Annotated in this window: 22 protein-coding genes; 9 read left to right on the top strand and 13 right to left on the bottom strand. The window is 72.5% G+C overall.

What is annotated here, in order from left to right; all coding sequences use genetic code 11:
* Window positions 1-57: 57 nt before the first annotated feature.
* The 3 genes from ACGF5T_RS27870 to ACGF5T_RS27880 form a co-directional block, all read right to left on the bottom strand.
* On the bottom strand, window positions 58-1,092 hold the full coding sequence (locus tag ACGF5T_RS27870) for an NAD(P)-dependent oxidoreductase (protein ID WP_356606455.1): 1,035 nt from the start codon (window positions 1,090-1,092) through the stop codon (window positions 58-60).
* A gap of 67 nt (window positions 1,093-1,159) precedes the next feature.
* On the bottom strand, window positions 1,160-1,882 hold the full coding sequence (locus tag ACGF5T_RS27875; RefSeq protein WP_356606457.1) for a lysophospholipid acyltransferase family protein: 723 nt from the start codon (window positions 1,880-1,882) through the stop codon (window positions 1,160-1,162).
* A gap of 144 nt (window positions 1,883-2,026) precedes the next feature.
* Window positions 2,027-2,509: a carboxymuconolactone decarboxylase family protein gene (locus ACGF5T_RS27880; RefSeq protein ID WP_356606459.1), complete on the bottom strand. Its 483-nt coding sequence runs from the start codon at window positions 2,507-2,509 to the stop codon at window positions 2,027-2,029.
* Window positions 2,510-2,596: 87 nt separating this feature from the next.
* Here ACGF5T_RS27880 and ACGF5T_RS27885 point away from each other — a divergent pair, with 87 nt between their 5' ends.
* Together ACGF5T_RS27885 and ACGF5T_RS27890 are read left to right on the top strand one after the other, a co-directional pair.
* A complete protein-coding gene (locus tag ACGF5T_RS27885) occupies window positions 2,597-3,583 on the top strand; it encodes a pirin family protein (RefSeq protein ID WP_361010183.1) in 987 nt (328 codons plus the stop codon).
* Window positions 3,584-3,605: 22 nt separating this feature from the next.
* Window positions 3,606-3,953 carry a GNAT family N-acetyltransferase gene (locus tag ACGF5T_RS27890; RefSeq protein ID WP_356606463.1) on the top strand — a complete coding sequence of 116 codons (348 nt, stop codon included), beginning with the start codon at window positions 3,606-3,608 and terminating at the stop codon, window positions 3,951-3,953.
* Between the two features lie 133 nt (window positions 3,954-4,086).
* On the opposite strand, the gene proP is transcribed toward ACGF5T_RS27890, so the two are convergent.
* Window positions 4,087-5,601 (bottom strand): glycine betaine/L-proline transporter ProP, encoded by a 1,515-nt coding sequence (gene proP / locus ACGF5T_RS27895; RefSeq protein WP_366767602.1) that lies wholly within the window; start codon window positions 5,599-5,601, stop codon window positions 4,087-4,089.
* 142 nt (window positions 5,602-5,743) lie between these two features.
* Here proP and ACGF5T_RS27900 point away from each other — a divergent pair, with 142 nt between their 5' ends.
* Window positions 5,744-6,199 (top strand): RpiB/LacA/LacB family sugar-phosphate isomerase, encoded by a 456-nt coding sequence (locus ACGF5T_RS27900; RefSeq protein WP_356606467.1) that lies wholly within the window; start codon window positions 5,744-5,746, stop codon window positions 6,197-6,199.
* An 18-nt stretch (window positions 6,200-6,217) separates the two neighbouring features.
* On the opposite strand, the gene rocD is transcribed toward ACGF5T_RS27900, so the two are convergent.
* The 3 genes from rocD to ACGF5T_RS27915 all read right to left on the bottom strand — a co-directional run bounded on the left by rocD (window position 6,218) and on the right by ACGF5T_RS27915 (window position 8,903).
* Window positions 6,218-7,438 (bottom strand): ornithine--oxo-acid transaminase, encoded by a 1,221-nt coding sequence (gene rocD / locus ACGF5T_RS27905; RefSeq protein WP_356606469.1) that lies wholly within the window; start codon window positions 7,436-7,438, stop codon window positions 6,218-6,220.
* Window positions 7,435-8,274: a dimethylargininase gene (gene ddaH, locus ACGF5T_RS27910; protein WP_366767603.1), complete on the bottom strand. Its 840-nt coding sequence runs from the start codon at window positions 8,272-8,274 to the stop codon at window positions 7,435-7,437. Before ddaH ends, rocD begins: the two co-directional genes overlap by 4 nt.
* 125 nt (window positions 8,275-8,399) lie before the next feature.
* Complete coding sequence (locus ACGF5T_RS27915) at window positions 8,400-8,903, bottom strand: Lrp/AsnC family transcriptional regulator (RefSeq protein ID WP_366767604.1); 504 nt, start codon at window positions 8,901-8,903, stop codon at window positions 8,400-8,402.
* Window positions 8,904-8,979: 76 nt separating this feature from the next.
* On the opposite strand from ACGF5T_RS27915, the gene ACGF5T_RS27920 reads away from it, so the two are divergent.
* From ACGF5T_RS27920 to ACGF5T_RS27935, 4 genes are read left to right on the top strand one after another with little or no spacing between them, the layout of a single operon-like run.
* The gene (locus ACGF5T_RS27920) at window positions 8,980-9,738 is read left to right on the top strand and encodes a LytTR family DNA-binding domain-containing protein (protein WP_361010191.1); all 759 of its coding nucleotides are present in this window, start codon (window positions 8,980-8,982) and stop codon (window positions 9,736-9,738) included.
* 2 nt (window positions 9,739-9,740) lie between these two features.
* Window positions 9,741-10,100, top strand: coding sequence for a hypothetical protein (locus ACGF5T_RS27925; RefSeq protein WP_356606921.1), 360 nt, complete (start codon window positions 9,741-9,743; stop codon window positions 10,098-10,100).
* Window positions 10,101-10,116: 16 nt separating this feature from the next.
* Window positions 10,117-11,847, top strand: coding sequence for a cation acetate symporter (locus ACGF5T_RS27930; RefSeq protein WP_361010194.1), 1,731 nt, complete (start codon window positions 10,117-10,119; stop codon window positions 11,845-11,847).
* 8 nt (window positions 11,848-11,855) lie between these two features.
* The gene (locus ACGF5T_RS27935; RefSeq protein WP_356606923.1) at window positions 11,856-13,061 is read left to right on the top strand and encodes a histidine kinase; all 1,206 of its coding nucleotides are present in this window, start codon (window positions 11,856-11,858) and stop codon (window positions 13,059-13,061) included.
* 24 nt (window positions 13,062-13,085) lie between these two features.
* Here ACGF5T_RS27935 and ACGF5T_RS27940 read toward each other — a convergent pair whose 3' ends face one another.
* The 5 genes from ACGF5T_RS27940 to ACGF5T_RS27960 all read right to left on the bottom strand — a co-directional run bounded on the left by ACGF5T_RS27940 (window position 13,086) and on the right by ACGF5T_RS27960 (window position 17,827).
* Entirely contained in the window at window positions 13,086-13,256 is a 171-nt protein-coding gene (locus tag ACGF5T_RS27940; protein ID WP_019327487.1) for a membrane protein, read from the bottom strand.
* A gap of 91 nt (window positions 13,257-13,347) precedes the next feature.
* Window positions 13,348-14,298: a cytochrome c oxidase assembly protein gene (locus tag ACGF5T_RS27945; RefSeq protein ID WP_356606479.1), complete on the bottom strand. Its 951-nt coding sequence runs from the start codon at window positions 14,296-14,298 to the stop codon at window positions 13,348-13,350.
* A 152-nt stretch (window positions 14,299-14,450) separates the two neighbouring features.
* Window positions 14,451-15,476 carry a 6-phosphofructokinase gene (locus ACGF5T_RS27950; protein WP_356606481.1) on the bottom strand — a complete coding sequence of 342 codons (1,026 nt, stop codon included), beginning with the start codon at window positions 15,474-15,476 and terminating at the stop codon, window positions 14,451-14,453.
* Between the two features lie 360 nt (window positions 15,477-15,836).
* The gene (locus tag ACGF5T_RS27955; protein ID WP_356606483.1) at window positions 15,837-16,565 is read right to left on the bottom strand and encodes a glutamine amidotransferase; all 729 of its coding nucleotides are present in this window, start codon (window positions 16,563-16,565) and stop codon (window positions 15,837-15,839) included.
* A gap of 23 nt (window positions 16,566-16,588) precedes the next feature.
* The gene (locus tag ACGF5T_RS27960; RefSeq protein ID WP_356606485.1) at window positions 16,589-17,827 is read right to left on the bottom strand and encodes a MurT ligase domain-containing protein; all 1,239 of its coding nucleotides are present in this window, start codon (window positions 17,825-17,827) and stop codon (window positions 16,589-16,591) included.
* 168 nt (window positions 17,828-17,995) lie between these two features.
* Between ACGF5T_RS27960 and def the strand changes: the two genes are divergently transcribed.
* The gene (gene def, locus ACGF5T_RS27965) at window positions 17,996-18,535 is read left to right on the top strand and encodes a peptide deformylase (RefSeq protein WP_356606487.1); all 540 of its coding nucleotides are present in this window, start codon (window positions 17,996-17,998) and stop codon (window positions 18,533-18,535) included.
* A gap of 94 nt (window positions 18,536-18,629) precedes the next feature.
* On the opposite strand, the gene ACGF5T_RS27970 is transcribed toward def, so the two are convergent.
* Entirely contained in the window at window positions 18,630-19,286 is a 657-nt protein-coding gene (locus ACGF5T_RS27970) for a TetR family transcriptional regulator (protein WP_356606489.1), read from the bottom strand.
* Between the two features lie 169 nt (window positions 19,287-19,455).
* Between ACGF5T_RS27970 and ACGF5T_RS27975 the strand changes: the two genes are divergently transcribed.
* The gene (locus ACGF5T_RS27975; protein WP_356606491.1) at window positions 19,456-20,682 is read left to right on the top strand and encodes an acyl-CoA dehydrogenase family protein; all 1,227 of its coding nucleotides are present in this window, start codon (window positions 19,456-19,458) and stop codon (window positions 20,680-20,682) included.
* Window positions 20,683-20,793: the final 111 nt, after the last annotated feature.

Consider the following 20,793-nt stretch of genomic DNA (forward strand, 5'->3'; position numbering starts at 1 on the left):
CGACCCGAAGGCGCGGGGGAGGGGCGGCCGGACCGACCGGCCGCCCCTCGGCCGTCCTCACGTCCGCCGCGCCGCCGACCAGGCGTCCTCCGCGGCGTAGTCGAAGAGGTCGCCGTAGGCCCGGACCATCTTCGGGTACGCCTCCCGCCAGTCCCGTGCGGCCAGTCGCCCCTCGATCCAGGCCACCGTGTCCGGCAGGGTCTCGGCGTAGCGGACCACCGGTCGGTAGCCCAACTGCCGCTCGGCCGCGCTCATGTCGCACACCACCGGCTGGGGCACCGACCAGGGCGTGTCGCCCACGCCGTCGGCGGTGGGCGGGCCGTCCATCAGCACGTCCTCCGCCTCCACCCCCATCACCGCGTCGATCGCCGCCGCGATCTCCGCGACCGTCGGTGCCTCGGGATCGACCGCGTTCAGCACGCGCGTGCCCGGGCGTGGAGCGGCCAGCCGGATCAGCTCGGCGATGTTGTGCACGCTCGCGGGGTGGAAGCGGCTCGTACCGCGGTGGGCGAGGAAGCGCCGGCGCCGGCCGTCGAGGTTGCGCTTGACGAAGTACAGCTCGCGCGGGGTACGGCAGTGCGGCCCGTGGACCGCGCCCGCGCGCAGCAGCGTGACCGGCAACCGGTCGCCCGCCGCGAGCAGTTCACGCTCCAGCGCCGCCTTGCGGGTGCTGTACGACGTGTCGCCCGGCCGGATCGTGCGCTGCTCCTCGGTGACGGGCACCGGGTACGCGGGGAAGCCGTCGGGCTCGCCCTGCGTGTCGAAGTTGCGGCCCTTGTCGTCCTCGTAGACCGACACGCTGGAGATCACCACGGCGGAGCCGACCCGCCCGGCGAGCGAGATCAGCTGCCGCGCGTGTTCTTCCCCGAAGGCCACCGTGTCCACCAGGACGTCGCAGCCGTCGCCGACCGCCGCCGACAGGGCCGCGTCGTCCTCCCGGTCGGCCCGCGCCACCCGCACGTCCCTGGGCCAGTCCCCGTCCCGCTCACCGCCCCGCGAGACGGCCGTCACCTCCCAGCCGTCCCGGGCCAGCGCTCCCACGGTCGGGCGCCCGATCTGCCCCGTCGCCCCGATCACCACAGCTCGTGTCATAGGGCGACGGTAGGCGGGCCGGGCGCTCTTCGACCACGCTCTTCTGCCGAGGGCAGACAGCGGCCCGCTAGCGGTGCGGCAGCCGGGGGAACCTCGGTCCCTTGGCAGCCGTCCGGGCCTCCTCGGCCTTGACGTCGGCCGCGTACCGGTCGACGTACTCCTGTCCGGACAGCGTCAGGACGGCGTACATGATCTCGTCGGTGATGGCGCGCAGCACGGCCTTCTCGCCCTCCATCCCGGCGTAGCGGGAGAAGTCCAGGGGCTCGCCGAAACGGATCACCACGGGGTGCAGCTTCGGGATCTTCCGGCCCGGCGGCTGGGCCTCGAAGGTGCCGATCATCGCGCAGGGCACGACCGGCGCCCCGGCCCGGAGCGCCATCACCGCGACGCCGACCTTGCCCTTGTACAGCCGGCCGTCGTGCGAGCGGGTGCCCTCCGGGTAGATGCCGAGCAGCTCGTCCTTGCCCAGCACGCCGAGCCCCTCGCGGATCGCCGCCTGGCCCGCGTCCTTGCCGGAGCGGTCGACGGGGATCTGCCCGGCGCTGCGGAAGAAGAACGCGGTCAGCCGGCCCTTGATGCCGGGGCCGGTGAAGTACTCGGCCTTGGCGAGGAAGGTGATGCGGCGCCTGAGCACCGCCGGCATCAGGAAGTGGTCCGAGAAGGAGAGGTGGTTGCCCGCGATGATGGCCGCCCCGGACGCCGGTACGTGGTCCAGGCCCTCGATCCGGGGACGGAAGAGCAGTCTCAGCAGGGGCCCCAGCAGCACGTATTTGAGCACGTAGTAGAACACGACTCGCCCTTCATTCCGCCCGGTCGGTCTCGCGGCAGCGTCTTCCCAGGTCAGCCTACGGATATCCCGGGCGTCGGACGAGCCCCCCGACCGGCGTCCCGCGCGTGGGCCTTCAGCGACCGGCCCGGACCGGGTGCCTGTCCTTCAGCGATCGGCCCGTACCGGGTGCCGGCTCATCACCGAGACCCGGTTGAACGCGTTGATGGTGACGGCCACCCAGATCACCGCGGAGATTTGGTCGTCGGTCAGGTGCTCCCGGGCCAGGGCATGGGCGGCGTCCCGCGCGGCGGTGTCGGCCGGCGTGGTGGTCGCCTCCGCGAGGGCGAGGGCGGCCCGCTCCACCGGGGTGAACAGCTCGGTGTCCCGCCAGGCGGCCAGCACGCCCAGGCGCCGCGGGGTCTCGCCCAGGCGCTGGGCGGCCCGGGTGTGCACGTCCAGGCAGGAGGCGCAGCCGTTGAGCTGGGAGACGCGGAGGTTGACCAGTTCCGCGACGGTCCGGTCGAGGCCCGCCTCGGCGGTGACCGCGCGCACCGCCTCGGCGGTGTGCACCAGCGCGCGGTACGCGGCCGGGCTCCGCTTGTCGATGTAGAGCCGCGGGGCGGCGGGTTCCGGGGCGGGAGTGGTCACCCGACGCTCCTTCGTGAGGCCGCGGACGTCTATGATCACGGCGTATTGTTGAAGTTAAAACTACCATGAGGGTGCAGGAGGCTGCCGATGAGCAACGTCGAGACGAACCCCGTCGCGGTGCGGTGCGGACCCGCCGGCGGCGCGGGCTCCCCGGGCGCCCCGCGCGTCGACGTCCTCGCGCCGCGCGACGTGCCCCTGGGCGGCCCGCGCGCCATGACCGTGCGCCGCACCCTGCCCCAGCGTTCCCGGACCCTGATCGGGGCCTGGTGCTTCGCCGACCACTACGGCCCCGACGACGTGGCGGACACCGGCGGCATGGACGTCGCCCCGCATCCGCACACCGGACTGCAGACGGTGAGCTGGCTCTTCAGCGGGGAGATCGAGCACCGCGACAGCCTCGGCAGCCACGCCTTCGTCCGGCCCGGCGAACTGAACCTCATGACCGGCGGCCACGGCATCAGCCACACCGAGGTCTCCACCCCGCGGACCACCGTCCTGCACGGCGTGCAGCTGTGGCTGGCCCTGCCGCGGGAGCACCGCGACGCCCCCCGGGGCTTCCAGCACCACGTGCCCGAGCCGGTGGCCCTGGACGGCGCGGAGATCAGGGTCTTCCTGGGCTCCCTGGCCGGATCCACCTCGCCCGTGGAGACCTTCTCGCCCCTCCTCGGCGCGGAGATCGCGCTCGCGCCGAGGGCCGCGGTCACGCTCGACGTCGACCCGGCCTTCGAGCACGGCCTCCTGGTCGACCGGGGCGAGGTACGCATGGCGGGCACCGCGCTGCGCCCGGCCCACCTCGGCTTCCTCGACGCCGGCAGCGACACCCTGGCCCTCGTCAACGAGTCCGACACCCCGGCCCGGGCGGTCCTGATCGCAGGCGCCCCCTTCGACGAGGAGATCGTGATGTGGTGGAACTTCATCGGCCGCAGCCACGAGGACATCGTCCGGGCCCGGACCGACTGGCAGAACACCTCCGACCGCTTCGGCGCCGTCGAAGGGTATCCGGGAGACCGGCTGCCCGCTCCCGCCCTGCCCAACGCGGCCCTGACCCCGCGCGGCAACCCGCCGCGCCGCTGACCGCTCCCACGAGAGGAACCCCGTGAACGACCAGCCCGCCCCCGTCGCGCCCACCGTCGAGCGGATCGACGCACGCCACCGCTACGTGATCCTGGTCGACGGCCGGCAGGCCGGCCTGACCGCCTACCGCGACCGCGGCGAGCAGCGCGTCTTCTTCCACACGGAGATCGACGACGCCCACGCCGGACAGGGCCTGGCCGGACAGCTGGTCCGGCAGGCCCTCACCGACGTGCGCGCCCAGGGACTGCGTATCGTGCCCGTCTGCCCCTACGTCGCCAAGTACCTCACCAAGCACCACGACTTCGACGACATCACCGACCCCGCGACCCCCGAGGTCCGCACCTGGCTGGACGCCCAGCTCGGACGCTGAGGCCCGCCCGGGGCACGGCCGACGGGGAACTCCGGGCCGGCCGCCGCGACGGTCGCCGCACACGGACACGGCGACGGCCGTGCCGCACCCCTGACCGGGGGCGGCACGGCCGTCGCGCGGGCCGGCCGGAGCGTCAGAACTTCGGCGTCGGCGCCTGCGCCTCCACCAGCTCCGCCGCCTCCTCGTCGGTCTGCACCGAGGGCGGGGAGCCCTCGAGGGGCTGCTGGGCCGTCTCCTTCATGCAGGCCACCGCCACGACGCCGACCAGGGCCGCGGCCATCGCGTAGTAGGCGGGCGTCATGTCGGAGCCGGTCACGCCGATCAGCGCCGTGATCACCAGCGGCGTCGTGCCGCCGAACAGGGACGCCGACAGGTTGTAGCCGACCGAGAGGGACCCGTACCGCACGTTCGTCGGGAACATCGCGGGCAGCGCCGCCGACATGGTGCCCAGCAGGCACACCAGGGACAGGCCGAGCATCAGCATGCCGGCCGAGACGGCGAGCAGGCTCCCCTCCTGCACCAGCACGAAGGCCGGCGCGGACAGGACGAGGAAGCCGATCATGCCGGTCATCAGCAGCGGCTTGCGCCCGAAGCGGTCGGACAGCCGGCCCACCTGGTTGATGATCAGCATGAGCAGCACCATGGTGGCCACCAGGATCATCAGTCCGTGGCTCTCGCTGTAGTGCAGCTCGTCCGACAGGTACGTCGGCATGTACGACAGCAGCATGTAGTCGGTGATGTTGTACGCGCCCACGAGCGCGATGCACAGGAACAGCGCCCGCCAGTGCGTGCGGAAGATCTTCGCGAGGTCGCCCCGTGCGGTCGTCTCCACCGCGTTCGCCGCCTCCGAGAGGTGGACGTTGGAGTCCTCCAGCTTCAGGAAGGCGGGCGTGTCGTCCAGCTTCAGCCGCAGGTAGATGCCGACGACGCCGAGCGGCGCGGCGACCAGGAACGGGATGCGCCAGCCCCAGGCGTCCATGGTGTCGCTGCCGAGCCAGGCCGTCAGCGCGGTCACCAGGCTCGCGGCGCCGGTGTACCCGGCCAGCGTGCCCAGCTCCAGGAAGCTGCCGAAGAACCCGCGCCGCTTGTCGGGCGCGTACTCCGCGATGAAGGTGGAGGCGCCGCCGTACTCGCCGCCGGTCGAGAAGCCCTGGAGCAGGCGGAAGACGATCAGCAGGACCGGGGCCCAGAAGCCGATGGAGTCGTAGCTCGGGATGAGCCCGATGGCGGCCGTGCCGATCGCCATGAGGATCATCGTCAGCGCGAGCACCTTCTTGCGGCCGACCTTGTCACCCATGGGCCCGAAGACCATGCCGCCGATCGGCCGCACCAGGAACGCCACGGCGAACGTGGCGAACGAGGAGAGCAACTGCGCCGTGTCACTGCCCGACGGGAAGAAGACACGACCGATGGTGCCCGCCAGGTAGGCGTAGATGCCGAAGTCGAACCACTCCATGGCATTGCCCAGCGAGGCGGCCTTCACGGCGCGCTTGACCGCGGCCTCGTCGGTGACGGTGATGTCCGACCGGCGCAGTCGGGGGTTCTGCCGACGTCTGATGGCCCGGAACAGGGCGGGGTGGCGGCGGACCGCCGCGGCGTCGGATTCCTGGCCGTTGTCGTTGGGGGACGTGGCGGCCTCCCTTTCCACGCAGGCACCCCGGACGGGGAAACTGCTCGGTCGTACGATTCTCAGGTCGTACCGTTCCCCCGATCATGCTGCGTATGGCCGTGACCTCGGTCATGCGGTTGGGCCGATGAGGTGAGCGGGGCGCGCTGAGTAGGCTTCGCCCATGCGGATCTCCGTCTCCTCCGACATGGACGAACCCGTGGCCCGGCTCCTCGTCGAGGAGCTGCGCGGACGCGGCCACGAGGTGCTCGCGCACGGCGCCCTGAGCCCGGGGGCCGATGCCCGGTGGGCGGTGTGTTCCGCGCGTGCGGCGCGCGAGGTCGCCGACGGCACGGCCGACCAGGCGGTGGTGTGCTGCTGGACCGGCACCGGCGCGTCCATCGCGGCCAACAAGGTGCCGGGCGTACGGGCGGCCCTGTGCACCGACGCCGGAACGGCGGACGGCGCCCGCCGCTGGAACGACGCCAACGTCCTCGCCCTCAGCCTGCGGCTGACCTCGGGGCCGCTGCTGGGCGAGATCCTCGACGCCTGGTTCGCGGGCGCGCCCAGCGAGGACGCCGAGGACCGGGACGGTGTGACGCAGGTGGAGCGGCTCGACGAGGGTCGAACCGCTCCCTGACCTCCCCGGGCGCCTCGCTCAGGAGGTCAGCACCTTCTCCAGCGTCCCGAGCGCCCCCTCCAGCTCCGCACCGGTGACGGTCAGCGGCGGGGCGAGGCGGATGGTCGAGCCGTGGGTGTCCTTGACGAGGACGCCCTCGCGCATCAGCCGCTCGCTGACCTCGCGCCCGGTGCCCAGCGCCGGGTCGACGTCGACGCCCGCCCACAGCCCGCGCGCACGGAAACCGACGACGCCCTTGCCGACCAGGGCGGTGAGGCCCTCGCGCAGCACCGCCCCCAACTCGGTCGCCCGGCGCTGGAACTCGCCCGTCTCCAGCAGCTCCACCACCGCCGTGCCGACCGCGGCGGCCAGCGGATTGCCGCCGAAGGTCGAGCCGTGCTCGCCCGGACGGAGCACCCCGAGCACCTCCCGGCTGCCGACCACCGCCGACACCGGCACGATCCCGCCGCCCAGCGCCTTGCCGAGCAGCACCAGGTCCGGCACGACCGGCTCGTGCTCGACGGCCAGGGTGCGCCCCGTACGACCGAGTCCGGACTGGATCTCGTCCGCGACGAACAGGCACCCCTCGCGGCGGGTCAGCTCCCGCACACCGGCCAGGTAGCCGTCGTCCGGGATGTTCACCCCCGCCTCGCCCTGGATGGGCTCGATCAGCACGGCCGCCGTCGTCTCGTCGACCGCCGCCTCCAGCGCCGCCAGGTCGTTGTACGGCACGACCCGGAAGCCGGGGGCGAAGGGGCCGAAGCCCGAGCGGGCCGTCTCGTCCGTGGAGAAGCCCACGATCGTCGTCGTACGGCCGTGGAAGTTGTCCGCCGCGACCACGATCGTCGCCCGGTCCCGCGGGACGCCCTTCACGTCGTAGGCCCACTTGCGGGCCACCTTGATGCCGCTCTCCACCGCCTCGGCACCGGTGTTCATCGGCAGCACCATGTCGGTGCCGGTGAGCGCGGCCAGCCGCTCGGCGAAGGAGGCGAGCCGGTCGTTGTGGAAGGCCCGCGAGGTGAGCGTGAGCCGGTCCAGCTGGCGGTGGGCCGCCTCGACCAACGCCGGGTGGCGGTGGCCGAAGTTGAGCGCCGAGTACCCCGCCAGCATGTCCAGGTAGCGGCGCCCCTCCACGTCCTCGACCCAGGCGCCCTCCGCGCGGGCCACGACGACGGGCAGCGGGTGGTAGTTGTGCGCGAGGACGGGCTCCTCGGCGCGGATCAGCTCCTCGGAGCCGCGGGTGCGGGCGGGTGCGGTCATGAGCGGATCTCCCGGATCTCCTGGGTGCAGCACTTGATGCCGCCTCCGGCCTTGTGGAACTCGGACAGGTCGACGGGTACGGGGACGTAACCGAGGCCGGCCAGCCGATCGGCGAGTCCCCGCGCCCCGGGTGAGAGGAACACGTGCCGTCCGTCGGAGACGGAATTGAGCCCGAAGGCCAGGGCGTCCTCGCGGGTGGCGAGCACCGCGTCCGGGTAGAGCCGCTCCAGCACCTCGCGACTGCCGGGCGAGAACGCCCCGGGGTAGTAGGCGACGTTCCCGGCGCCCCCGTCGGCTGCGTCGTCGAGCACGAAGAGCGCCGTGTCCAGGTGGTAGAAGTACGGGTCCACCAGCGTCAGCGAGATCACCGGCACACCGAAGAACTCCTGCGCCTCGCGGTGCGCCTCACGCGTGGTGCGAAAGCCCGTACCGGCCAGGATCCAGCGGCCGGCCGGCACCAGGTCGCCCTCGCCCTCGCAGACCGCCTCGGGCTGGTGCACCTCGAAGCCCTCCGTCTTGAACCACGCCGCGTACGGCACGGACTCGGGACGGCGCTCGGGGGCGTGGAAGCGCGAGCCGAACACCCGGCCCTCGACGACGACCGCGGAGTTCGCGGCGAAGACCATGTCGGGCAGGCCCGACACCGGCTGCACGGTGTGCACGGTGTGGCCGTGCGCGCGGTAGGCGTCGACCAGCGCCTGCCACTGGTCCAGGGCGCGGATGACGTCGACGGGTCGGCCGGTGCTCATCCACGGGTTGATCGCATACTGCACGGCGAAGTGTCTGGGTTCGCAGACCAGGAAGCGCCGCCGGCGCGGCACACGGGAGTCGGGCACAGAGGGGTACCTCCGTTCCTCACGGTGTGTGACGAGGGGTTGACACCACGGTAGGAAGTGACGAGCCCGCCCGACAAGCGCGGAAAGCTGCGCGTTCCCGCAGCAATGCTGCGTTGTCGCACCCGTCAGCGCATGTCCGCTGCGTCCTGTGCGGCGGGCAGGCCCGCGCCGGCCTCCGGACTGTCCGGGATCAGGTGGGACAGCACCATCACACTGATCGTCTTGCGGATGAACGGCTCGGCGCGGATCCGCTCCAGGACCTCCTCGAAGTGCTCCACGTCCCGCGCCCGCACGTGCAGCAGGGCGTCCGCGCCCCCGGTCACCGTCATCGCCGCCGTGATCTCCGGATAGCCGCGCGCCACCTCCGCCAGCCGCCGCGGCGGCGCCGCGCCCTCGCAGTACACCTCCACGTACGCCTCGGTCCGCCAGCCCAGCGCGGAGGGCCGCACCGTCGCGGTGAACCCGGTGATCACGCCGGTCTCGCGCAACCGGTCCACCCGGCGCTTGACCGCCGTCGAGGACAGTCCGACCGCCGCGCCGATCTCGGCGAAGGACGACCTGGCGTTCGCCGTCAGGGCGGTGACGATCTTCCGGTCGAGTTCGTCGAACGAGGTGGGCCTGCTGCTCATGCGGGCACTGTATCCAGCGGATACGTCCCTGTCGGGCCGTGTTCAGGCGTACGGATCGCCCCTACACTCCAGCCTCATGCTGCGCGCCCTGGCTGTCGACGACGAACGCCCCTCGCTCGAGGAACTCGTGTACCTGCTGAACGCCGATCCCCGCATCGGTACGGCGGAGGGCGCGGGCGACGCGACCGAGGCGCTGCGCCGCATCAACCGGGCCCTGGAGTCGGGCCCGGACGGTCCGGACGCCATCGACGTCGTCTTCCTCGACATCCAGATGCCCGGCCTCGACGGACTGGACCTCGCCCGGCTGCTGACCGGCTTCGCCCGGCCGCCGCTGGTCGTCTTCGTCACCGCGCACGAGGACTTCGCGGTACAGGCCTTCGACCTCAAGGCCGTCGACTACGTCCTCAAGCCCGTCCGCAGGGAACGGCTCGCCGAGGCGGTCCGCCGCGCCGCGGAACAGCGGGGCACCCCCGCCCCCGCCCCGCGCGTGCCCGTGCACGAACCCGACCCCGGCCACATCACGGTGGAACTCGGCGGCGTCACCCGCTTCGTTCCCGTCGAGGACATCACCCACGTCGAGGCCCAGGGCGACTACGCCCGCCTGCACACCGGCCGGGGCAGCCACCTGGTCCGCATCCCCCTGTCCACCCTGGAGGAACGCTGGCGCGCCCGCGGCTTCGTCCGCATCCACCGCCGCCACCTCGTCGCCCTGCACCACATAGGCGAGCTGCGCCTGGACGCGGGCAGCGTCAGCGTCCTGGTCGGCACCGAGGAACTCCAGGTCAGCCGGCGCCACGCCCGCGAACTGCGGGACCTGCTCATGCGGAGGCCGTGACCGTGCCCCAGGACCCCACCGACCGCCGCGTCACCGTCACGGGACCACCCCGGCGCGCCCCCGGCGCCTCGGGCTACTACCGTCCGCGCACCGAGATCGACGAGCAGACCACCCTCGGGCACACCTACGTCCGCTCCCTCATGCGCAGCCAGCTGCGCGCCGGCCTCGCCGCCCTCGCGGTCCTCGGGCTCCTCGTCGGGCCGCTGCCCCTGCTGTTCGCGGCGATGCCGGACGCCCACGGCCTGGAATGGGCCGTCCTCGGCTTCGGCCTGTACGCCCCGCTCGTCCTCCTCGCCCGCTGGTACGTCCGCCGCGCCGAGCGCAACGAACGCGACTTCGTGCGCCTCGTCGAGGACCGCTGACCGTCCCCGAGGAACCGTGAACAGCACCTACGCCATAACCGCCGTCGCCCTCGTCGTCGTCTCGACCGTCCTCGTCGGCGCCTTCGGCCTGCGCATCTCCCGCACCACCTCGGACTTCTACGTCGCCTCCCGCACGGTCGGCCCCCGCCTCAACGCCGCCGCCATCAGCGGTGAGTACCTCTCCGCCGCCTCCTTCCTCGGCATCGCCGGCCTGGTCCTCGTCCAGGGCCCCGACATGCTCTGGTACCCGGTCGGCTACACCGCCGGCTACCTGGTCCTGCTGCTCTTCGTCGCCGCCCCGCTGCGCCGCTCCGGCGCCTACACGCTGCCCGACTTCGCCGAGGCCCGGCTCGCCTCCCAGGGCGTACGACGCCTCGCGGGCGCCTTCGTCGTCGGCGTCGGCTGGCTGTACCTGCTGCCCCAGCTCCAGGGCGCCGGACTGACCCTGACCGTGCTCGGCGACGCGCCCGACTGGCTCGGCGGAGTGATCGTCGCCGTCGTCGTCACGGCCATCGTCGCCGCCGGCGGCATGCGCAGCATCACCTTCGTCCAGGCCTTCCAGTACTGGCTCAAGCTCACCGCCCTGCTCGTCCCCGCCCTCTTCCTGGTGCTGGCCTGGCAGGGCGACGGCGCCCCCGGCCGCCCCTTCGAGGAACCGGCCACCTTCCGCGAACAGCGCTCCGTGCGGGTCGAGGACAGTCTCACCCTCAAGCTCGACGAGCCGCTGAACGTCACCGTGGACGGCACCGTCGACGGCCGCGCCCACGACGGCGTCCCGACCGTCCTCCCGGCCGGCACCCGGCACATCGAGGCCGGCACCCGCCTCACCTTCGCCCGCGGCACCTCCGTCCCGGCCGCCGGACGCGGCGCCGACGACGCCCTGTCGCCCTCCCGGGCCGAGAGCCGCACCGAACGCCCGCTGTACGCCACGTACGGCCTGATCCTCGCCACCTTCCTGGGCACCATGGGTCTGCCGCACGTCGTGGTCCGCTTCTACACCAGCCCGCACGGCGTCGCCGCCCGCCGCACCACCGTCGCCGTCCTCGGTCTGATCGGCGCCTTCTACCTGCTGCCGCCCGTCTACGGCGCCCTGGGCCGCCTGTACGCACCCGAGCTGACCCTCACCGGCGACGCCGACGCCGCCGTCCTGCTGCTGCCCGACCGGGTGATCGGGGGAGTGGGCGGCGACCTGCTCGGGGCCCTGGTCGCGGGCGGCGCCTTCGCCGCGTTCCTGTCCACCGCGTCCGGACTCACCATGGCCGTCGCCGGCGTCCTCACCCAGGACGTGCTGCCGTCCCGCGCGGTCCGGCACTTCCGGCTCGGCACCGTCCTCGCCATGGCCGTGCCGCTGGCGGCGAGCGCCCTGGTCGGCGGGCTGCCGGTGGCCGACGCGGTGGGTCTCGCCTTCGCGGTGTCCGCCTCCTCGTTCTGCCCGTTGCTCGTCCTCGGCATCTGGTGGCGGCGCCTGACCCCGCCCGGCGCGGCGGCCGGGATGCTGGTGGGCGGCGGCTCCGCGCTGCTCGCCGTCGCCGCCACCATGGGCGGCTTCCCCGGCGGCGGCGGGGCGCTGCACGCGCTGCTGGCCTGGCCGGCGCTGTGGTCGGTGCCGCTGGGCTTCCTCACCATGGTGCTGGTGTCGCTGGCCACCCCGGGCCGGGTGCCGGCCGGGACGGCGGCGATCCTGGCCCGCTTCCACCTGCCGGAAGAGCTGCACGCCGACGGACTGCGCAAGGAGGCGACCCCGTGAGCGGTTCCGTGAGCGGTTTCCTGGCGGGACTGGCCGTCGCCGTGCTGCCCCTGCTGGCCGCGGGCTTCTGGCTGGGCCGGCGCACGGCCCGCCCGCAGCACCTGGGCGGGCTCGGCACCCCGGTCGAGCACGCCACCTTCCAGACCCTGCACACCGCCTCCCTGGCCACGCCCCCGCTGCGGGCCGGCCTCACCGAGGAGACGGCCGGCAAGTCGGCCCGCAAGCTGCGCTCCCTGCTCGGCACCGACGCGCTGTGCCTGACCGACCTCAAGGAGGTGCTGGTCTGGGACGGCGTCGGCGCCCACCACCGGGCCGAGATCATGGAACGCCTCGCGGGTCCGCTGGAGACCGGCCGCGGGGAGGCCTTCCCGCTCACCTGCGACACCCCCGACTGCTCGGTGCGCTGGGCGGTGGTCGCCCCGCTCACCGTCGACGACCGGGTGCACGGCGCCCTGGTGGCCTGCGCGCCCCGCGAGTCCGCCGTCCTGGTCCGGGCGGCCGGCGAGGTCGCCCGCTGGGTCTCCGTCCAGCTGGAGCTGGCCGACCTCGACCAGTCCCGCACCCGGCTCATCGAGGCCGAGATCAAGGCGCTGCGGGCCCAGATCTCCCCGCACTTCATCTTCAACTCGCTCGCGGTGATCGCGTCCTTCGTCCGCACCGACCCCGAGCGCGCCCGCGAGCTGCTGCTGGAGTTCGCCGACTTCACCCGCTACTCGTTCCGCCGGCACGGCGACTTCACCACCCTCGCCGACGAGCTGCACGCCATCGACCACTACCTGGCGCTGGTGCGGGCCCGCTTCGGCGACCGGCTCGCGGTCACCCTCCAGGTCGCGCCCGAGGTGCTGCCGGTCGCCCTGCCCTTCCTCTGCCTCCAGCCCCTCGTCGAGAACGCCGTCAAGCACGGCCTGGAGGGCAAGGCCGACCGCTGCCGCATCCAGATCACCGCGCAGGACGCGGGCGCGGAGGCCCTGGTCGTCATCGAGGACGACGGCGCCGGGATGGACCCCGATCTGCTGCGCCGCATCCTCGCGCGCGAGGTCAGCCCGTCGGGCGGCATCGGGCTGTCCAACGTCGACGACCGGCTCCGCCAGGTCTACGGAGACGACCACGGCCTCGTCATCGAGACGGCCGTCGGCGCGGGCATGAAGATCACCGTCCGGCTGCCGAAGTACCAGCCGGGCGTGCACTCGGCGGGCCGGCTCGGCCGCGAGTGAGTCGTCCTGCGCCCCGTGCGGGGCTCAGGCGCTGCGGGTGGCCACCATCCCCACGGTGATCAGGCCCAGTACGACCCAGCCGAACCACAGCCAGCCGTTGCTCCCGAGCGCCACCGTGTAGGCCGTCACCGCGACCAGGCCGCCGATGGTGAGCGCCCCCATCGTCTTCGTGGAACTGTCCGTGGAACCGGGCATCGCGACACCCTCCTCGTGGTCCGTTCCCTCCATGGTGCCCCGGTTCGGGCCGGAGGGGACGCGGACGGCGAGAAAGGTGCCCGTCCCGGACTCAGCCGCCGCGGGTGTTCAGCGAGGCCAGGTAGGCGTTGTACGCCTCCAGCTCCTTGTCGCCGTCGCGGTCGGCGGCGCGGTCGGTGCGCCGGGCCTGCCGCTCCTCCGAGGCGTACCACTGGAACAGCAGTGCGAGCAGCACCAGCACGGAGGGCACCTCGCTGAAGGCCCAGGCGATGCCACCGGCCGCGTTCTGGTCCGAGAGCGCGTCGATGCCGAGCGAGGCGGGCGGGTTCCGGAAGGTCTCGACCATGGGCGAGGACGCCATCATCAGCGCGATGCCGAAGAACGCGTGGAACGGCATGCCCGCGAACAGTTCCAGCATCCGCATCAGGTAGCCCGGCCGGTGCGGGCCCGGGTCCACCCCCATGATCGGCCAGAAGAACACCACGCCCACGGCGAGGAAGTGCACCATCATCGCGATGTGCCCGACCTGGGAGCCCATCAGGAAGTCGAACAGGGGGGTGAAGTACAGGGCGTACAGGCTCGCGATGAACAGGGGGATGGTGAACGCGGGGTGGGTGATGATCCGCATGTAGCGGCTGTGCAGCAGCATCAGCAGCAGCTCGCGGAGGCCCTTGCGGCCACGACCGGCCGTCGGCAGCGCGCGCAGGGCCAGCGTGATCGGAGCCCCGAGCAGCAGCAGGATCGGCGACACCATGCTGATCATCATGTGCTGCACCATGTGCACGCTGAACATGACCATGCCGTAGTCGTTGAGCTTGGTGCACATCATCAGCCCGATGCTCAGCACACCGACGACGAAGGACACGGTCCGTCCCACCGGCCACCTGTCGCCGCGCCGGGTCAGCCGCAGCACGCCCCAGCCGTACAGCGCGAGCCCCAGGAGGCAGGCGACGAGGAAGAAGGGGTCCGCCGACCAGGCGAGCCCTCGCCCCAGCGTGAACGGCGGCAGATCCATCGTCATGCCGTGCCCGCTGTGATCCATCCGCCGGCTCCTGTTTCGTGGGGGTTGAGCGCGGTTGAACTCCGCTTGTCCGGAAGCAAGCGTAGAACCGCCCCCGGCCGCTGTTGCGACCGGGGGCGGTGAAGCGTTCCGCGGGGGACCGGTGGGCCCGAGCGCTCAGCGGCCCCGCACACTCACAGCACGCATTCCGCCTCCGCGTACCGCGCGTCCGGCACCGTCTTCAGCGACTCGACCGCGTCGGCGAGCGGCACCATCGTGATGTCCGTCCCGCGCAGCGCCGTCATCATCCCGAACTCCCCGCGGTGCACGGCCTCCACCGCGTGCCACCCGAACCGGGTCGCCAGCACCCGGTCGTAGGCGGTGGGCGTCCCGCCCCGCTGGACGTGCCCGAGGATCACCGGCCGGGCCTCCTTGCCGAGCCGCTCCTCCAGCTCGATCGAGAGCTGGCGGGCGATCCCGGCGAAGCGCTCGTGGCCGTAGACGTCCTTGCCGCCCTCGTCGAAGTCCATGCTTCCGGCCTTCGGCTTGGCGCCCTCCGCGGCCACCACGATCGCGAACCGCTTGCCCGCCGAGAAGCGCTCGCCGACCTTGGCGGCCAGCTCCTCGATGTCGAAGGGCCGCTCCGGGACGACGACGGCGTGGGCGCCCGCCGCCATGCCCGAGTGCAGCGCGATCCAGCCGGTGTGGCGCCCCATGACCTCGACGATCAGCACCCGCTGGTGGGACTCGGCGGTGGTCTTCAGCCGGTCCAGGGCCTCGGTGGCGACGGTGACGGCCGTGTCGAAGCCGAACGTGACGTCGGTGACCGCTATGTCGTTGTCGATGGTCTTCGGCACACCCACGATCGGCAGACCGCCGTCGGACAGCAGCCGGGCCGCCTTCAGGGTGCCCTCGCCGCCGATCGGGATGATCGCGTCCAGGCCGAGCTCCTCGACGTGCCCCCGGGCGCGCTCCACGCCGTCCCGCAGATGCTCGGGACGGACCCGGGAGGAGCCGAGGATGGTGCCGCCGCGGGCCAGGATGCCGCCGACCGCGTCCAGGTCGAGCTTGAGGTAGTCGCACTCCAGGAGGCCCTTCCAGCCGTCCCGGAAGCCGATGACCTCGTCGCCGTGGTCGACGACGGCGCGGTGCACGACGGACCGGATGACGGCGTTCAGGCCTGGGCAGTCGCCGCCGGACGTGAGGACACCAATGCGCATAGCCCGAAATACCTTCTCAAGTGGCACGGGTCCGGACCGCGCTGTCCGGCTCGATCCCCGCCACCCTAGCGGCATCGGAGGGCGGGACCGAACCGTGCGTCCGCCTACTGGACGTGCCCGCTCACCTGTGCGGATGACCCATCAGACGGGCCGTCCGCGCCGTCCCGGCGACATGTGCCTACGCAGGCTGCTGCGCGGCAGTGTCTACGCAGGCTGCTGCGCAACAGTGTCTATGCAGGCTGCTGCGCAACAGTGTCTATGCAGGCTGCTGCGCAACAGTGTCTATGCAGGCTGCTGCGCAACAGTGTCTACGCAGGCTGCTGCGCAACAGTGTCTACGCAGGTTGCTGCGCAACAGTGTCTACGCAGGCTGCTGCGCAGCCGCGATGCGCTCGTTGCGGAGCGCCTCGTACCAGCGGTCGTCGGTCGGCGGCAGCGCGTTCACGTCGAGGGCCAGCTTCAGCAGCAGGTCCGCGATCAGCGGGTTGCGGGCCAGCACCGGGCCGTGCATGTACGTACCGAAGACCGTGTCGTTGTACGCGCCCTCCGTGCCGTCCCCCGTGCCGTTGCCGTTGCCGAAGCGGACCTGGGCGAGCGGACGGGCACTGGGGCCCAGATGGGTGACGCCCTGGTGGTTCTCGAAGCCGGTCAGCGGGGGCAGGCCGAGGCGCGGGTCGATGTCGCCGAGGACGTCGCCGACGCACCGCGCGCCCTCACCGCGCGTGGAGACCACGTCGAGCAGGCCGAGGCCCGGCTCGCGCTGGCCCAGGTCGTTGATGAACTCGTGGCCCAGGATCTGGTACCCCGCGCAGACGGAGAAGACGATCGCACCGTTCGCCACCGCCCGGTGCAGGCCGCCGTCGCGGCGCAGCCGCTCGGCCGCCAGCCGCTGCGGACGGTCCTCGCCGCCGCCGATCAGGTAGATGTCGCCGGAGGTCGGGATCGGCTGGTCGCTGCGCACGTCGAGCCGGGCCACGTCGAGGCCGCGCTGGCGGGCCCGGCGCTCCACGACGAGGGCGTTGCCCTGGTCGCCGTAGGTGCTGAGGAGGTCCGGGTAGATCCAGACGATCCGCAGTTGGTTGTCGCTCACGAAAGTCCCCTGAAGTCTCGCGGTCAGTTGCCGACGCGGCGGCGCAGATCCTGGAAGGCGGTGTAGTTGGCGATGACCTCGATCCGGCCCGGCGGGCACAGCTGGATCGCCTGGTCGAGGTCCTCGCACACCTGGAACTGCTGGTTCGCGACCTCCAGCCGCACCGCGAGGTCCAGCTTCCGGTCGCCGATCACGCAGATCGGGTGACCGGTCAGCCGGGTGTAGTCCACGTCCCACAGCCAGGAGGTGTCGGTGCCGTCGGCGCCGCGCGCGTTCACCGAGAGGATCACCGGGGTGGGCGGCGGGTCGATCAGGGAGAAGGTCTCCAGCCAGCCCGCCGGGTTCTTGGCGAGCAGCAGACGCAGGTCGCGGCCCTGGAACTGCACGACGTCATAGCGTCCGGCGACCGCCTGCACCTGGTACATCCGCTCCAGCGCGACCTGCGGCGGCACCCCGAAGACGGCGGCGACGGCGGCCGAGGAGGCGGCGTTGGCCTTGTTGGCGCGGCCCGGCAGCTGGAGGTGGATGGGCCAGGCGGAGCCGTGCGGGTCCAGGACGTGGTCGCCGGACAGGGCCCAGCTCGGCGTGGGACGCCGGAAGCCGCACTCGCCGCAGAACCAGTCGTCGCCCGGACGCTGCATCACACCGCCGCAGGACGGGCAGGACCAGGCGTCGTCCTTCCACATCTGCCCGGCGGCGACCCAGATGACGTTGGGGGAGGAGGACGCGGCCCACACCACCAGCGGGTCGTCGGCGTTGGCGACGATCACGGCCTTCGAACCGGCGAGACCCTCGCGCCAGTTCTCGGCGAGCATCCGGGTCTCGGCGGCGCGGTCGAGCTGGTCGCGGGAGAGGTTCAGCAGCGCGATGCACTTGGGGTCGGTGTCCCGGGCCACGCCCGCGAGGTACTTCTCGTCGACCTCGATGACACCGAACCGGGCCTCCGAACCGCCCGCGAGCGCCGAGGTGATGCCGGCCGGCATGTTGGCGCCGAGCGCGTTGGACACGACCGGACCGGCCGCCTTGAGCGCCTCGGCGATGAGCCGGGTGGTGGTGGTCTTGCCGTTGGTCGCCGAGACCAGCGTCACATCAAGATGCTGGGCGAGCCGGGCGAGAAGGTCGGGATCGAGTCTCAGCGCGACCTTGCCGCCGATCACCGAACCGCTGCCGCGCCCCGCGGCGCGCGAAGCCGCCGCGACCGCTTTGCCCGCGGTCACGGCGATCTTGGCCCGGGGCGTGAGCGGGTCCGAGTTGCCTGCCATCAGTTCTCGATCCTCCTTGCGTACGCGCCGCGCCTGAAGCCTGACGGCCACGTGGTGTGGACCTCAGCCTATCGAGATCCGTTCGCACTCCCGAATCGCGGCACCGGCCACGGGTTCCGGCGGTGGGCGCGAGCCGCCGGGGGACACAGGGACCTTACTCTTGCCGCCATGCGACACGGCTCCATCCCGGGCGCCCACGGGCGCGTCCGGCCCCTCGGCACCCTCGGCGACCCCGTCCTGCACGCGCCCTGCGAGGAGGTGACGGACTTCGGTCCGGAACTCGCGGCGCTCGTGGAGGACTTGTTCGCGACCATGTACGCCGCCCACGGAGTGGGTCTGGCGGCGAACCAGATCGGCGAGCCGCTCCGCGTCTTCGTGTACGACTGCCCGGACGACGAGGACGAGCGTCACCTCGGCCACGTGGTGAACCCCCGGCTCGTCGAGACCGGCGGGGTGGTGGTGCGGGGGCCGGAGGGCTGTCTGTCGCTGCCGGGGCTGGAGGCGGGCACGGAGCGCGCCGACGAGGCGGTCGTGACCGGCTTCACGGCGACCGGGGAGCCGGTCACCGTGCGCGGGACGGGGTTCTTCGCCCGGTGCCTCCAGCACGAGTGCGACCACCTGGAGGGCGGCCTCTACGTCGACCGCCTCACGGGGTGGCGCAGGCGCAAGGTGCTCCGGCAGGCCGCCCGGGCGTCGTGGAGCCGCTGAGGCGCCCCGGCGGGCTTCCCCGGCCGCGCCCGCCGGTCCCGCCCGTGCTCTCCGCGGCCGCGGCCGCGGGCCGGGCCGGCGGGGCCGCGGGGCTTCAGAAGCCGGGCCCGCCCACCTTGTCGCCGGCCGCGGCCAGCCGACCCCACAGCAGGTCGGCGAGGCTACGTACCAAGTCGGCGCGGGAACAGGGCCGTTCGCCCAGCCACCAGTCGCCGGCCGCGTGCATCATGCCGACGATGCCGTGCCCCCACACGCGGGACAGCTGCCGACTGTCCGGCCCCATGTCGAGGCGCTCCTCGATGACCGTGCCCAGTTCCTCGCCCATGCGGCGCAGCAGCGGTGCCGAGTGCTTGCCGACGTCGAAGCCCTGCTCGGCCTGGTCGCCCGGCGCGGTGGCTCCCTCCGCCGGATGCATCAGGAAGCGGTACACCTGCGGGCGTGCCTCGATGGCCGCCAGATAGGTGTCCAGCGTGGCCTCCACGCGGTCCCGGCGGTCCGCCGGAGCGTCCAGGGCGGCCCGCAGCGAGGAGAGGAGGGCGTCCGTGTGCCGCTGCGCGAGGGCGGCGTAGAGTCCGCCCTTGTCGCCGAAGTGGCGGTAGAGGATCGGCTTGGTGATGCCGGCCTCGGCGGCGATGGCGTTCATCGAGGCCTGCGGGCCGTCGCGCAGCACCACCCGGTCGGCGGCCTCCAGCAGCTCGCGCCGTCTGCGGTCGGCGGACCGCTGCTGATCGGTGCGCTGCGTGGTGTTCATGTGCTCTCCCCACCCGTGCTGGTTCGGTGACGCCTGCGCAAACTAACACCCACGGGACACCGCACATCGAACGGGAGGGCGACGGGTCCCCGGGAGTTGACTTTTCCTACCCGTCGGTAACAGACTCGTGTTACCGCAAGTAACACGCAGGTGCGTCACTGGAGGGGACATGGCCGAGTTCACCATGGAGCTGAGCGACGAACAGAAGGAGGTCCGGGACTGGCTGCACGGCTTCGCCGCCGACGTCATCCGCCCCGCGGCCGCCGAATGGGACGAGCGCGAGGAGACTCCCTGGCCGGTCATCCAGGAGGCCGCCAAGGTCGGCATCTACTCCCTCGACTTCTACGCCCAGCAGTACTTCGACTCCACCGGCCTCGGCATCCCCATGGCGATGGAGGAGCTGTTCTGGGGCGACGCGGGCATCGCCCTGTCCATCGTCGGCACCGGCCTCGCCGCCGTCGGCGTCCTCGCCAACGGCACCGAGGAGCAGATCGGTACCTGGATCCCCCAGATGTACGGCGACGCCAACGACGTGAAGGTCGCCGCCTTCTGCTCCTCCGAGCCCGACGCCGGCTCCGACGTCGCCTCCATGCGCACGCGCGCGGTGTACGACGAGGCCAAGGACGAGTGGGTGCTCAACGGCACCAAGACCTGGGCCACCAACGGCGGCATCGCCAACGTCCACGTCGTGGTCGCGGTCGTCGACGCGGAGCTGGGTTCCAAGGGCCACGCCTCCTTCATCATCCCGCCGGCCACCCCGGGTCTGTCCCAGGGGCAGAAGTTCAAGAAGCACGGCATCCGCGCCTCGCACACCGCCGAGGTCGTCCTGGAGAACGTACGGGTCCCCGGTCACTGCCTGCTCGGCGGCAAGGAGAAGCTCGACGCGCGGCTGGCCCGGGCCCGGGAGAAGGCCAGGAAGGGCGGCGAGCGCGTCAAGAACGCCGCCATGGCCACCTTCGAGGCCTCCCGTCCGGCGGTCGGCGCGATGGCGGTGGGCACCGCCCGGGCCGCGTACGAGGTGGCCCTGGAGTACGCGCAGACCCGCGAGCAGTTCGGGCGGCCGATCATCGACAACCAGGGCGTCGCCTTCCAGCTCGCGGACATGCGGACCTCCATCGACGCCGCGCGGCTGCTGGTGTGGCGGGCCTCGTGGATGGCGATCAACGGCAAGCCGTTCACGGCGGCCGAGGGATCGATGTCCAAGCTGTTCGCGAGCGAGACGGCCAAGAAGGTGACCGCCCAGGCGATCCAGATCCTCGGCGGCAACGGCTACACGCGGGAGTACCCGGTGGAGCGGATGCACCGGGACTCCGCGATCTACACCATCTTCGAGGGCACGAGCGAGATCCAGCGGCTGGTCATCGCGCGGACCCTGGCGGGGATGCCGATCCGCTAGGGCCCGTCGGACACGCGTCCTCGCCCGGCAGGCCGGAAATCGTCGGCCGGGCCCGGAGGGCCGAAGGCGTCGTGGCCCGCGGGCGGGCCCGCCGGGGAGGACATCCCGGCG

Origin of the sequence: Streptomyces sp. NPDC047853, assembly GCF_043204535.1 — a bacterium.
Taxonomy (GTDB): Bacteria; Actinomycetota; Actinomycetes; order Streptomycetales; family Streptomycetaceae; genus Streptomyces.